This is a genomic window from Aliiroseovarius sp. (assembly GCF_030148435.1).
In the GTDB taxonomy this organism is placed as follows: domain Bacteria; phylum Pseudomonadota; class Alphaproteobacteria; order Rhodobacterales; family Rhodobacteraceae; genus JASBTN01.
In genome coordinates this window covers 1-13,063 of the sequence record NZ_JASBTN010000007.1, presented here as the reverse complement: position 1 = coordinate 13,063, position 13,063 = coordinate 1, and the positions used below count along the sequence as shown (strand labels likewise).

The following is a 13,063-nucleotide window of genomic DNA, read 5'->3' as shown; positions in this document are numbered from 1 at the left end:
GCCTATCCCGGAACGGATGACAAACGAGGCCAAACCATGACAGACACCCCTACCCTGGAACCGGGCGAAAGGCTGCTTGCCTCCTTCAGTGGAAATCGCACGACCTATATCAAGGAACATGTGATGCTGGCGGCGCTGGGATCCTTCCTGATGGCGGGCGTGCTGTTCTACATGGGCAACCCGCATGCATGGACCGGCGTGGTGGGCGCGGTTGGGGCAATTCTCGTGCGCGGGCTCTACGTGGCCAGAGAGCAGCTGGGTTTTACCTGGCACCTGACCGACCGCCGCCTGATCGGCCCGGGGGAAAGATCCATCAGCCTGACGAATGTCGACAAGGTGAACACGATCTTCTCGGCAGCCCAGGTAGTCACCCGCACCGGCGACAAATACCTGCTGAAATACCAGGAAGACACCGCCCGCACCAAGGCCGAGATCGAACAGGCCGCGGCAGCCGCATAAAGCCGGGCCTACCCGTCTGCCGCCCGCGCTAGGGAAGGGACGGGCTGCGCCATTGCCCTTCCCGCCCGCCGCGATCCATGGCAAACAGGCGCCGGGCGGCTGTGCCCCGCCGGAGCTCAAGGACACGACGATGATCACCACATTCACCAATGCCCGCCTGATCAACCCCGAAACCGGAACGGACGAGATCGGCAGCCTGACCATCGACGGCGGGGTGATCACCGCGCTGAACGGGTCGGAGGCGGGCCAGGTGATCGACTGTGGTGGAAAGTGCCTCGCACCGGGCATTGTCGATCTGGGCGTCAAGATCGGCGAACCGGGTGAGCGTCACAAGGAAAGCTTCCGCACGGCAGGCGCGGCGGCAGCGGCGGGCGGAGTCACCACCATGGTCATCCGCCCCGACACCACCCCCGCCGTTGACACGCCTGAAACGCTTGAATTCGTCACCCGCAGGGCCGGACGGACCGCGCCGGTGAACGTGCACTCCATGGCGGCGCTTACCAAGGGGCGCGAGGGGCGCGAGATGGTCGAGGTCGGCTTCCTCAGGGACGCCGGCGCCGTGGCGTTTACCGATTGCGACCATGTGGTCGAAAACCCCAAGACCTTCGCCCGCGCCATGACTTACGCGAAATCGCTGGGCGCGCTGGTCATTGCCCACCCGCAGGATCCGACCCTGTCCAAGGGGGCGGCCGTGACCTCGGGCAAGTTCGCCTCTCTGCGCGGGCTGCCTGCCGTGTCCCCCATGGCCGAGCGCATGGGGCTGGAGCGTGACATGGCGCTGGTCGAGATGACCGGCGTGGCCTATCATGCGGACAGCCTGTCCACCGCCACGGCACTGCCGGTGCTGGCGCGCGCCAAGGACGCCGGGCTCGATGTGACCGCCGGGGTCAACATCCACCACCTGACGCTGAACGAACTGGACGTGGGCGACTACCGCACCTTCTTCAAGCTCAAACCACCCCTGCGCAGCGAGGATGATCGACTGGCCATGGTCGCCGCCGTGGCCGATGGTCTCATCGACGTGATCTCGTCCATGCACACGCCGCAGGACGAGGAAAGCAAGCGCCTGCCCTTCGAAGAGGCCGCCTCCGGCGCCGTGGCGCTGGAAACCCTGCTGCCCGCCGCCATGCGCCTTGTCCATGCAGAACTGATCGACCTGCCGACGCTCTGGCGCGCCATGTCGGCGAACCCGGCCAGGCGCCTCGGCCTGCCCGGTGGCCGTCTGGCCGAGGGTGCCCCCGCCGACCTGGTTCTGTTCGACCCCGACGCGCCCTTCGTGCTGGACAGGTTCGCGCTGCAATCGAAATCCAAGAACACCCCCTTTGACGGCGCCCGCATGGAGGGCAGGGTGCTGGGCACCTGGGTCGCGGGCACGCGGGTTCACGGATAGGCAACCCCTTCTCTTTATCTTGCTGAAAATATCCCGGGGGACTGCGCGGCACGCGCAGGGGGGCAGCGCCCCCACCGCGCTTTCGCACTGCAAAAGCGCCTCGCCCTTACCCGGGCGGATTCCCCCAACCGAAGGAGGGTCCGAAAGCCCCGACAACGGGCCGGAGCCCTCAGCCCGCGCGTCCGCGCCCCCTTGACCTCCCCCGGCAACCGGCCCATTCCTGTGCGCGAGCAAAAGGACGCCCGCCATGCCCGAGATCACCTCTGCCCTGCCCGTGCTGGCCGCCATCAGTCTTGTCGGCTACCTGCTGGGCTCGATCCCCTTTGGCATTGTCATGGCGCGTGTTTTCGGACTGGGCGACCTGCGCCAGATCGGCTCGGGCAATATCGGCGCAACAAACGTTCTGCGGACCGGGAACAAGCTGGCAGCCTTCCTGACCCTTGTTTGTGACGCGGGCAAGGCAGGGGCCGCGGTTCTGATCGCACGGGCGCTCGTGGGTGAGGATGCGGCCCAGCTCGCCGGTTTCACCGCCTTCCTCGGTCATTGCTTCCCGGTGTTCCTGGGGTTCAGGGGCGGCAAGGGGGTGGCGACCTGGCTGGGTACGCTTCTGGCCCTGGCCTGGCCGGTGGGCCTGGCAGCCTGCGCCACCTGGCTGGCCAGCGCCGCCCTGTTCCGAATTTCCTCGCTGGCAGCGCTGATTGCCGCCGTCCTGACCCCGCTCTGGGCTGCAGTACTGGGCACGCCGCAAGCCATTCTGCTCAGCTTTGCGCTGGCCGCTCTGATCCTGATCCGGCACAAGGCCAACATCCTGCGCATCCTGGCCGGAGAAGAGCCACGCATCGGCCGCAAGTAGTCCCCGGCTTCGCCCCTTCCGCGGTAGACCCTGCACCTGCTCAGATCAGGGCGCGCACCTTTTCAAGCAATGCCGCATTCACGGCCACACCCTCCCTGGCCGCGCGGATGCGGCAGGACTGGCGGCCGTCGCCAGGCAGCCGCGCGCCATCCTGGCCCCGGATCGACGCGATCAGGTCGGCCAGTTTTTCGGCAAACACCCCACCCGAGGTCGCGCCGGGGTCGATGGCTATGAAGAACTGGCCGGTTTTCGGCGGCCCCCCGGCGGTTCCCGAAAACGGGCTTGCCACCGCGCCCAGCGTGGCGCCGGTCATGGCGGCGGCCATCAGCTCGACCGTCAGCGCGATGCCCACACCCTTGTAGCCGCCCGAGGGCACCATGGAGCCCTTCAGCCCGGCGTCGGGATCGGTGGTTGGCTGGCCCTGGGCGTCCAGCACCCAGCCTTCCGGCACCGGCCTGCCCTCACGGGCGTGTTTCATCACCTCGCTCTTGGCGATGGTGCTGGCGGATTGGTCGATCAGCAGCGCGGCGGCACCCTCCGGCCCGGGTGCCGCGATCGAGAACGGGTTGGTGCCAACCACCGGCCTGGCCCCGCCCGAAGGCGCGATCGAGGCGGGCGCATTGGTAAAGCCCAGCCCCAACAGCCCCGCCTGAGCCAGGCGCTGGGTGTGCACGCCCAGAACGCCGCAGTTGTAGGAATTGTTCACCGCCAGCACAGCGACACCCATTTCCTTGGCCAGAGGGATCAGTTTTTCAAAGCCCAGGTCGATCGCACTGTGGGCAAAACCGGTGGCCGCATCCACGGTCACAGCCGCCGGGCGGGGTTGATCCAGCACCGGCACCGCCTGCCCGTCCACCTTGCCACAGTCGACATGTTGGGCGTAGATCGGGATATAGGCCAGCCCGTGGGAAGCGACGCCATCGGCCTCGGTCATCGCCGTGGCCACGGCCAGCGGGCGGGCGTTGGCCTCGGACGTGCCTGCTTTCACAAGGGCTCGGAAGGCCAGATCTTCGATCTCGGCGAGGGAGAGGATTTCGGTCGCGGTCATGTCGCTCTTTCTTGTTGTTTCAGCACGGGATGAGCCCGGGGTCAGTCTTTTCTGTCAGTCGTTGTCGCTCAGCCCGGCACCGGCACCCAGGAGGCGGCTTTCCTCGGTGGCAGGGGCAAAGGTCCGGTGGGCGAAACCTCCCAGCGTGTCCCAACTGTCCTCGCACACCTCGGCGCGCGTCACCGGTTCACGGCGCCCGGTCATTTCCGCGGGTGCCGAAAAGACCAGCCGGTCCACCTGGGCAGTGCGCAGCGCGTCGGCCTCCCCTTGAACGCAGAGCTGTCGGCCATCGGTCGCCAGACGCGCGCCCTGCCATTCGGCAGCCACCGGCACCCCCAGCCGCAGCGCCGCCCCGCCCATGAAAGGCACGGCCAGAAGCGGCAGGCTGACGTTTTCCATGGTGATCGTGCCACGCTCCAGAAGGCGCACGGCACAGTCGCTCAGCGAGGCCCCGGCGATCAGCGGGCTCATCCGCCGGGCGGGCGCATGCCAAACTTCGGCGCGCAGCGATACGGGCGAGACATCGACAGGCGGGATGCGGTCGTTGAGCGTCAGGAGTTCGGCCAGCATCTCGGTCCCCGGAAAACCGAAGGCGGACAGCCAGCGTGTGCCCTTGGCAGCCTCCTCGGCCAAGCCCCAGGACAGTCCAGCCCCCCGGGCGGCGCGTTTGCTCATGGCTTCGATTTCATTCAGCGAATGGCTCATGCTCCGGTCTCCTCAAGCACGGTTTCCTGATCGGGAAAGACCCAGAAATCGGCATTCTCGACGGTCAGTTCGGTTGGCAGCGGGGCGTTTCCATACATGCAGATGCGCACCCAGCGGTCCGACCGAGGGTCGAACTGCGTGGCACCGAAAAAGGCCAGCTTGCAGCGCAGCATGTCGATCGGCAGAACCCGGTCCGAGATCGTATTGTCGCGGATCTCGGCGTAAGGGGCGCGGCCCACGATCTGGGCGCGGCGCAGAACATGGCGGTGTTCGGGGTGGCGCAGCAGGAACTCGGCCACCTGTGCCTCGTCCGGCCAGTGGGCCAGCGCCTGGTATAGCTGCGCAGCATCACGACCCGGCGCCAGGGGCTGTTCATATTCCTCGATCGGCTCTTCGAACCGTTCGCCCAGGCGCGGTTCAAGCTTCTCTTCCGAGACATACCAGGCGCGGGCGCGGTTCTCGGGCGCCTGCCAGTCGATGTCGATGGCCCAGGCGTAGACATCCTTGAGCAGCGCGCGCAGATCGCCGATGCTCATCGCCCCGGCAATGCGGAAGGTGGCGGTATTGTCGGCGGCCATCTCCTCGGCAAACCCATCGACCAGCGCGCCGTAGGGTTCCAGGATCAGCGAGGCGATCCATTCCTGCCCTTCCAGAGACAGCGCCTGTTCAGCCCAGCTGTAGAGGACGTCCCAGGGCTGCGCACCGGTCAGACCATGCTGCGCCAGGTAGGTATCCAGCTTGGCCACATCCGCGCGCAGGTCGCCAAGTTTTTCGATCTGGATCGGGTGTTCGCTGTGCCAGGCTGCGATCGAGAGCTTGCTACGATCCACAAGTTCACGGAACAGGGCAACTTCGTCGGCGCTGGCCTTGGCCAGGTTGCGCACGGCGCGAATGGCGTTTTCGCGCGCGGCGACCCAGTTGTTGAACAGCACCGGGTGGTTCAGCAGGAAGGGCGCCATGCCCAAACCCGTCGAGTTGCCGATACCCATGGACCGGGCCAGCTCAGGCGACAGCTGCGCGGCCTCGGCACCCGCAGCGGCGGCACGCAGGTTGGCCATGTGCTGCACCAGATCCAGCACGAACCAGCGGGTCAGGTAAACCGACAGCATCTCGACCTGGAAAGGTGCGCGGAATTCGGCACGGTCGGCGATCATCTCGCGATCCGCCGCGCCAAGCTTGCCGGACCCATAGACGGCGGTTGTGCGCATCAGGTAGCCCACGGCCTCGATCTGGGCCGCATCAGGCTGGCGCCCGGCGGCCAGTTCGCTGACCACGTGTTCCCACAGGCGCACCGAACGGTTGGCACGCGACACCGACAGTTCCGTGCCGGTCACGCGCCCCGCTTCCTGCACCGGGATATTGTGCGACAGGCGTTCGATGTCGGCAGCAGTCGGCACCCCGTCGAACAGGGTGAACGTGGCATCCCAGGCGTCCGCAATGACCCGGTCCGAGCGTTTTTCGGCCGGCAGGTCATGGGCATAGGCGATCAGGGAATAGGCACGGTCGGGCCCATGAGCGGTATAGACCGCGTGGCCCTCGCCCTTGTCGTTCACCTCGAAGGCGGTCTGTTGGAAACGCCAGCCCTCGCGGGCCAGGCGACGGGTCAACAGGCGCATGAAGGACAGGCGGGATTGGTGGATGGACCCCAGGCGCTGAAGGCGCATTACGGTGTTCGGGTCGCGGCAGAGAATGTCGGTCATTCTGGTCAGCCTTTGCAGTCAGGACGTTCAGAAGGCCCGAAAGTGGGTGAACAGGTCGGGCGATGCAATCGGGGCGGATGCCGGGCGCCCAGGGACGCCCGGCAGGTTGTTCAGCTTTCCTTGCCCTTGGCCAGGGTGATGCGCAGGGCATCCCACAGCGAGGGCAGCAGGATCAGCGACACCGGAACGGCGGTCACGACGATGAAGCTTTGCAGCTTGGACACGCCGCCCGACCCGACCGAGATCAGGATCACCGCCATCACCCCCATGGCCACGCCCCAGAACACGCGCACCATGGCGGGCGGGTTGTCTCCGTCGCTCATGGTAGCGGAAATCACGTAGCTCATCGAATCCCCGGTGGTGGCCACGAAGATCGTGGTCAGGATCAGGAACAGCAGCGACACCAGGAAACCCATCGGCAGGTTCGAGGTGATCGCCAGCAGCGCGGCGGGCAGGTTGAAGCCTTCGAAGGCGGTCGAGATGGTGCCGGTTTCAGCCAGTTCCATCGAGATGCCGGTGCCGCCGATGATGGTGAACCAGAAGTTGGTCACGATCGGGGCGACAAGCGACAGCATGATGATGATCGACCGGATTGACCGGCCGCGCGACACGCGGGCGATGAACATCGCCATCAGCGGACCGTAGCCCATGAACCAGCCCCAGAAGAACACCGTCCACCAGCCCAGCCAGCCCGGCTCGCCGAAGATGCCAGCGTCACCGCGATACAGAGCCATCTGGAAGAAATTGCCCAGGTAGGTGCCGAAACCCGAGAAGAACGAGCCGAAGATGAACCCGGTCGGACCGGCCACCAGCACGAAGACCAGAAGGGCGGCGGCCAGGATCACGTTGACCTTGGACAGAAGCTGAATGCCGCGCGACAACCCGGTCATGGCCGAGACCGTGTAGATCGCAACCAGGCCCGCGATCACCACGAACTGGGTGGCGAAAACGTCGGGAATGCCGAACAGGTCGGACAGGCCATAGCTGACCTGCAGGCCGAGAAAGCCGATCGGCCCCACGGTGCCCGCGACCACGGCAATGATCGACGAGGCATCGGCAATCAGACCGATCGGGCCGTGGATCGCCTTGTCGCCGAACAGCGGGTACAGCAACGTGCGCGGTGCCAGCGGCAGACCCTTTTCATAGTGGTAGTGCATCAGCATCACGGTCGAAAGCGAGCCCAGGATCGCCCAGGCCAAAAAGCCCCAGTGCATGAAGCTCTGCGCAATGGCCGGGTTCACGGCCTCTGCGGTGCCCCCATCGGCGCCATAAAGCGGCGGGGAGTAGAGGAAATGGGCAATCGGCTCACCGGCCGCCCAGAACACACCGCCGCCAGCCAACAGCGTACACATGATCATCGAGCCCCATTGGAACACGGTGAACTCGGGCGCGGCCAGCCCGCCCATGATCGCCTTGCCACCGGGCAGGACGCACAGGACCAGCCCGATCAGGAAGGTCGCCAGAAGCAGCACCTGCCAGTAGAGCCCGAAATAGGTGGCCGAGACATTGAAGCCCCAGTCCACAGCCGACGACAGCGCGTCGAGATTGACCAGCGCAGCCACGCAGAAGAGCGCGATGAAGCCCCCCGAAATCAGGAAAAGCGGCTTGTTCACGCGGCTTTTCTGCTTGTTCATTTCCATAGATGTTTCAGTCATCTATTCCTCCCTAAGTATGGCCTGTCCTGTTCGCTTCAGGCCAAGTTTCACTCCCCCGGGTCCGTCAGCGTCCTGCTTGCGGACCAAAGCTCTCTGCAAAGAAGCGGTACCAGTTGCCGCCCATGATGGCGGCGACCTCGGTCGTGCTCATGCCCACCGTGCGCAGGCCCGTTTCGATGTTGCCGAAATGGCGGTTGTCCTCGAACCAGCGGGGCATGGCCGGGAAACCGGGCGCGGATCTCGATCCTTCGCCATAGTCGATGTCCTTGGTCCAGCGCCCCACGCGCATCCATTCGACGATGCTGTCAGGCTGGTCCTGGCAGAGGTCCGTGCCGATCCCCAGATGCTCCACCCCGTATCTGTCCGCCGTGCGCGCGATCATCTCGCAGAAGCTTTCCAGCGTGCAGTCGGACTTGTCCTTCAGGTGGTGCGGATAGACCGAAAAGCCGAACATGCCGCCGTTTTCGATGACCGCACGAATGACTGCGTCCTTCTTGTTGCGCAGGGCCGGCGACCAGTCATGCGGGTTGGCGTGGGTGATGGCGATGGGGCGGGCGGAAAACTCCGCCGCTTCGATGGTCGACCGGTCCGCTGAATGGCTCATGTCCACCACCAGCCCCACGCGGTTCATCTCGCGAACGACCTGCCTGCCCATGCGGGTAAGCCCGGTGTCCTCGGCCTCGTAACAACCGGTCGCCAGCAGCGACTGGTTGTTGTAGGTCAACTGCATGAAGCGCGCGCCCAGAGTGTGCACGATCTCGATCAGGCCGATATCGTCTTCGATGGGCGACGGGTTCTGGAAGCCGAAGAACACCGCCGTGCGCCCGGTTTCGCGGGCCACGTCGATGTCAGATGCCCATTGACCTTTCATGATCAGGTCCGGGTACTGCTCGAACCAGCGGTTCCACTTCTCGAAGTTCAGAACCGTTTCGCGAAAGTTCTCGTGATAGGCGATGGTGACATGAATCGCGTCCACGCCCCCTTCTCTCAGCTGGCGGAAGATCTTTTCCGACCAGTTGGCATATTGCAGACCGTCGATACGCATCAGACCGGGCCCGCGCTGATATAGGCGGTCTTGACGGTAGTGTAGAACTCCGCCGCCGCCTTGCCCTGTTCGCGCGGCCCGTAGGAGCTGTCTCCCCGGCCACCGAAGGGCACATGATAATCGGTGCCGGCGGTCGGCAGGTTCACGGTGACGACGCCGGTCCGGGCGTTGCGGCGGAAATGGGTGGCGCGGGCCAGCGATGTCGTCACGATGCCCGAGGTCAGGCCGAAGTTGGTGTCGTTCACCGTGGCCAGCGCCTCGTCATAGCTGCCGACCTTGATCACCGAGGTCAGCGGAGCGAACATTTCCTCGCGGTTGATCCGCATGTCATTTGTGGTGTTCAGGAACACGCCCGGCGACATGTAGAAACCACGGGTCGGCATGTCGAGCTGTGCGCCGCCGCAGGCAAGTTCCGCGCCTTCCGACTTGCCCAGGTCGACATAGGCCAGGTTTTCGGACAGCTGCTGCTGACTGACGACAGGCCCCATCTGGGTGCCCTCTTCCAGCGCGTGGCCCACTTTCATTGCTTGCGTTCCGGCCACCAGTTTTTCGACAAAGGCGTCGTGCACGGCCTCGTGGACCACGAGCCGGGAGGACGCGGTGCATTTCTGGCCGGTGCCGCCGAAGGCGCCGCCCAGCGCAAGGGTCACGGCCAGATCAAGGTCGGCGTCATCCATCACGGCCAAGGCGTTTTTCGATCCCATCTCCATCTGCACCTTGGTCAGGTTCTGGATCGCGACAGAGGCGATGCCCTTGCCCACCGGCACCGAACCGGTGAAGGAAATCGCATTCACCTTGGGACTTTCGACCAGACGCTGACCGATCTCGCGGCCCGCGCCCATGACCAGGCTGAACAGGCCCTTGGGAATGTCCTGCCGATTGATGATCTCGGCCAGGGCCACGGCCGAGGCGGGCGTCACGTTGGCCGGTTTCCACACCACCGCATTGCCGTAGCAGAGCGCAGGCGCAATTTTCCAAGAAGCAGTCGCGGTCGGGAAGTTCCAGGGGCTGATGATTGCCACGGTGCCGACCGCTTCGCGGCGCACGTCGATTTCCACGCCGGGGCGCACGCTGTCCGCGTTTTCACCCAGCTGGCGCAGGCATTCGGCGGCGTAGTAGGTAAAGAACTGTCCGGCGCGATATACTTCGCCCTTGCCCTCGGCAAAGGGTTTGCCCTCTTCGCGCGACAGAAGCGTGCCCAGTTCTTCGGCACGCGCCATCAGCTCGTTGCCGATCGCCATCAGAACCGCCTGCTTGCGCTCCAGGCCGAAAGCTGCCCATTCGCGCTGTGCGATACGGGCCTGATCGAGCGTGGCGTCCAGCTGGTCGCTGCTGGCCTGCGCAAACACGCCAACCAGGTCGGACAGGTCCGACGGGTTGCGGTTTTCGATTTCGCCAACGCCCGCCAGCCATTCGCCGGCAATCAGGTTCTTTTGAAGATCAGTCATGGATATGTCGCCTCAGACGGTATTCGTTTCCATGGGTATGGACTCTTCGCTCCATTTCAATCAAACTCAAATAATTGAACTAAACTTCAACCAAACTGAAATTGTGACCTGATGGCGCTGAAAATCGAGATGTTACGCGGCTTCGCGGCCGTGGCCCGCAGCGGCAATCTGAGCGACGCGGCCGAGAGGCTCGGGCGCACCCCCTCTGCCGTGTCGATGATGCTGAAACAGCTTGAAACCCACCTGGGCGAACCGCTGTTCGAAACCGACCGCAAGAACAAGCTCACCGCCCTGGGGAGTTTCGTTCTGGAACAGGCAGAACGGGAGCTGCAACAGTTCGACAATACGGTGAAAGCGATCGAGGGCCATGCCAAGGCGACGCACGGGCATGTGCGCATCGCCACAGTGCCCTCGGTGGCGGGGACCATCATTCCCCGGATTTTTTCACGGTATATCAATGAGTTCAAAAAACTGGACATCGAGTTGCGGGATATGGACAGCAGTTCGATTCTGCATGAGCTGTCACGCAACCGTGTTGATATCGGCATCGCGACCCTGGGCGACAATGGCGTCGGACTGCAAAGCGAACCCCTGCTGTCGGACAGGTTCGGCGTGATCTGCGCCCCCACGCATCCGCTGGCGCAGGAGGCAGGGCCGGTGTCCTGGGCGGAGTTGGCCGGGGAACGCCTGATCGCCAACAGCCTGTCGGCCGGAATCAGAGCCGAACCGTCCCGCGAGCTGCACGCGCGCGCGCTTTTGTCGGCGCACAACCTGACCTCGATCCTGGCCATGGTGCATGCGGAAATCGGGGTGACGATCCTGCCGGAAATGGCGGTTCGCGCGTCATATTCACCCAATCTGACCTTCCGCCCGCTGGCAGATACGCAGGCGAAACGCACAATTCACCTGCTGCGCCGGGCTGATTCCACCATGTCTCCGGCCGCCCGGCTGCTGGAAGATCGCATTCGTGAATGCACGCACGAGATGGCATTGGGAGAGCTTTCATGACCCCAAATCCCGCCCCCTTCACCCTTGGGATCCTGCTTTTTCCGGGGTTCCCGATGGCCTGTCTGACCTCCTGTATCGAACCCCTGCGGGCCGCAAACGAGATTTCCGGGCAGGAGGCGTTCCGCTGGACTGTAATCGCCGAACGGGACGGGGCAGTGACCTCCTCGGCCGGGGTGACATTCGCGCCGGATCGCACTCTGGCAGAGATCGAAGCATTGGACCTGATCCTGTTCACCGCCAGCCCGAACGCCCGGTTCGCAAACCGCGCGCGGGCGAACGCCGCGCTGCAACGGCTGCGCCGGTCCGGGACAGAGCTGGGCGCAATCAGCGCCGGGGTCTTCGCCCTGGCCGACACCGGACTGACCGGCGAGGTGCCGCTTTCGGTCCACTGGTGCTATGAGGCTGCGTTCCAAAGCGCCTTTCCCGACATAGCGGTCCGCAGTACCGTGGTCTGCGAAGAGCGGGGGTTCACCACCATCTCCGGCGCCTCGGCGGCTTTCGATCACATGCTGACCCTGATCGAACGGCGCCTGGGCGGCGATGTCATGGCCGAGGTCGCCTGCTGGTTCCAGCACCCGTTCATCCGCAGCGCCGCGACGGCACAGAAGACCCCGGCCCATTCCACCGGCAAAAGCCTGGATCTTCTGCCCAAACCGGTTGCACGCGCGATCCAGCATTTCGCGGATCATATCGAAAGCCCGGTGCAGATCAGCGAAGTGGCCGAGGTGGTCGGCCTGTCCACCCGGACGCTGGAACGCAGTTTCAAGGAGGCAACCGGCCAGAGTCCGCTGAAATACTATCGCAAGATGCGCATGAGCCAGGCGCGTCAGCTGGTTCTCTATTCCAACACGCCCGTGACCGAGGTCGCCTATATGGTCGGCTATGACACGCCGGGCACCTTCCTGCGCCACTACCGCGAAACCTACGGGGTCACGCCGATCAGCGACCGGCGTGCGAAGAACTCGATGCGGGTCAAGGACAGCGATGCGCTGCCCTATGACTGAGGTTCAGGCGATCGACCGCGCGGCAGCGGCCAGCGCATGATGGAGCGATGCCGCGGAGGAGCGTGGGGCGATCACGGCCATCCTGTCCTCGGCGACCCGCCACAGGAAGGCGCCCAGATGCTCCACCGTGCCACGAATGACATCCCCGGCCGCCATGCGCCGCACGGGGATATTGCTCAGCCGTTCAAACAGGTCGGCCAGGGTCGGTCCCGACACGTCGAACCGGCACCAGGCGTCGGTCTGTTCCACCACCGAGGCGCTTGCCCCGACCATGGCTTTCAGCTCTGCGGCCAGCAACTCGTGCCTGTCATGCGCGGCCGAGATCATCCATTGTTCTGGCCCGGTCCAGAACGCGATGAAGTCACTGGTGCCTGCGGACTTCCCGACCTCTGGCAGGGGAAGGACGAGGGCCTCCCGCAGGGCCGGAAGCTGGCCCCGGCGGGCCGTCACCGAAGCCAGCGCCATATCCGTGTTTTCGGTGATCGTCAGGCCGCCGATGCTGTCGATACGCGGGGCATCGGCCCCAAGCGGGGTGATGGGTTTCAACTTATGCACGGAGCTTCTCTCCTTCCGGATCGACAAAATGCGGGCTGGTGATTTCGACAATGATTTCCTGTCTCTCCAAGGGGTTTACAAGGCGCAGGTGCTCACCCATGCGGTCGAACCCGCCTTTGACGAAACCCAACCCGATCGAGCTTTCCAGGATCGGCGAATAGGCCGCTGAGGTAACATATCCCTGGTCATGGGC

The 13,063-nt window shown here is 64.7% G+C and carries 13 protein-coding genes; 5 read left to right on the top strand and 8 right to left on the bottom strand.

Features of this window, described 5'->3' with window-relative positions; translation table 11 throughout:
• Positions 1-36: 36 nt before the first annotated feature.
• From Q1V43_RS01590 to plsY, 3 genes are all read left to right on the top strand, one after another.
• Positions 37-459 carry a hypothetical protein gene (locus Q1V43_RS01590; protein WP_300513231.1) on the top strand — a complete coding sequence of 141 codons (423 nt, stop codon included), beginning with the start codon at positions 37-39 and terminating at the stop codon, positions 457-459.
• 130 nt (positions 460-589) lie between these two features.
• Complete coding sequence (gene pyrC, locus Q1V43_RS01585) at positions 590-1,849, top strand: dihydroorotase (RefSeq protein WP_300513229.1); 1,260 nt, start codon at positions 590-592, stop codon at positions 1,847-1,849.
• Positions 1,850-2,096: 247 nt separating this feature from the next.
• Complete coding sequence (gene plsY, locus Q1V43_RS01580) at positions 2,097-2,702, top strand: glycerol-3-phosphate 1-O-acyltransferase PlsY (protein ID WP_300513227.1); 606 nt, start codon at positions 2,097-2,099, stop codon at positions 2,700-2,702.
• Positions 2,703-2,742: 40 nt separating this feature from the next.
• Here the strand turns inward: plsY and Q1V43_RS01575 are convergent, their stop codons facing one another.
• The 6 genes from Q1V43_RS01575 to Q1V43_RS01550 all read right to left on the bottom strand — a co-directional run bounded on the left by Q1V43_RS01575 (position 2,743) and on the right by Q1V43_RS01550 (position 10,303).
• A complete protein-coding gene (locus Q1V43_RS01575; protein ID WP_300513225.1) occupies positions 2,743-3,750 on the bottom strand; it encodes an Ldh family oxidoreductase in 1,008 nt (335 codons plus the stop codon).
• A gap of 54 nt (positions 3,751-3,804) precedes the next feature.
• Positions 3,805-4,455, bottom strand: coding sequence for a DUF3726 domain-containing protein (locus tag Q1V43_RS01570; protein ID WP_300513223.1), 651 nt, complete (start codon positions 4,453-4,455; stop codon positions 3,805-3,807).
• Positions 4,452-6,155, bottom strand: coding sequence for a hypothetical protein (locus tag Q1V43_RS01565; protein WP_300513221.1), 1,704 nt, complete (start codon positions 6,153-6,155; stop codon positions 4,452-4,454). Before Q1V43_RS01565 ends, Q1V43_RS01570 begins: the two co-directional genes overlap by 4 nt.
• Before the next feature lie 110 nt (positions 6,156-6,265).
• On the bottom strand, positions 6,266-7,810 hold the full coding sequence (locus Q1V43_RS01560) for a BCCT family transporter (protein ID WP_300513219.1): 1,545 nt from the start codon (positions 7,808-7,810) through the stop codon (positions 6,266-6,268).
• Between the two features lie 64 nt (positions 7,811-7,874).
• Entirely contained in the window at positions 7,875-8,855 is a 981-nt protein-coding gene (locus Q1V43_RS01555; RefSeq protein WP_300513217.1) for a membrane dipeptidase, read from the bottom strand.
• On the bottom strand, positions 8,855-10,303 hold the full coding sequence (locus tag Q1V43_RS01550; RefSeq protein ID WP_300513215.1) for an aldehyde dehydrogenase family protein: 1,449 nt from the start codon (positions 10,301-10,303) through the stop codon (positions 8,855-8,857). Before Q1V43_RS01550 ends, Q1V43_RS01555 begins: the two co-directional genes overlap by 1 nt.
• 111 nt (positions 10,304-10,414) lie before the next feature.
• Here Q1V43_RS01550 and Q1V43_RS01545 point away from each other — a divergent pair, with 111 nt between their 5' ends.
• A complete protein-coding gene (locus tag Q1V43_RS01545) occupies positions 10,415-11,311 on the top strand; it encodes a LysR family transcriptional regulator (protein WP_300513213.1) in 897 nt (298 codons plus the stop codon).
• Positions 11,308-12,315, top strand: coding sequence for a helix-turn-helix domain-containing protein (locus Q1V43_RS01540; protein ID WP_300513211.1), 1,008 nt, complete (start codon positions 11,308-11,310; stop codon positions 12,313-12,315). Before Q1V43_RS01545 ends, Q1V43_RS01540 begins: the two co-directional genes overlap by 4 nt.
• Before the next feature lie 3 nt (positions 12,316-12,318).
• Here the strand turns inward: Q1V43_RS01540 and Q1V43_RS01535 are convergent, their stop codons facing one another.
• Positions 12,319-12,870, bottom strand: a complete 552-nt coding sequence (locus Q1V43_RS01535; RefSeq protein WP_300513209.1) for a sarcosine oxidase subunit gamma — start codon at positions 12,868-12,870, stop codon at positions 12,319-12,321.
• The coding region (locus Q1V43_RS01530; protein WP_300513208.1) for a glycine cleavage T C-terminal barrel domain-containing protein at positions 12,863-13,063 on the bottom strand (201 nt) is incomplete at its 5' end. The genes Q1V43_RS01530 and Q1V43_RS01535, both read right to left, overlap by 8 nt.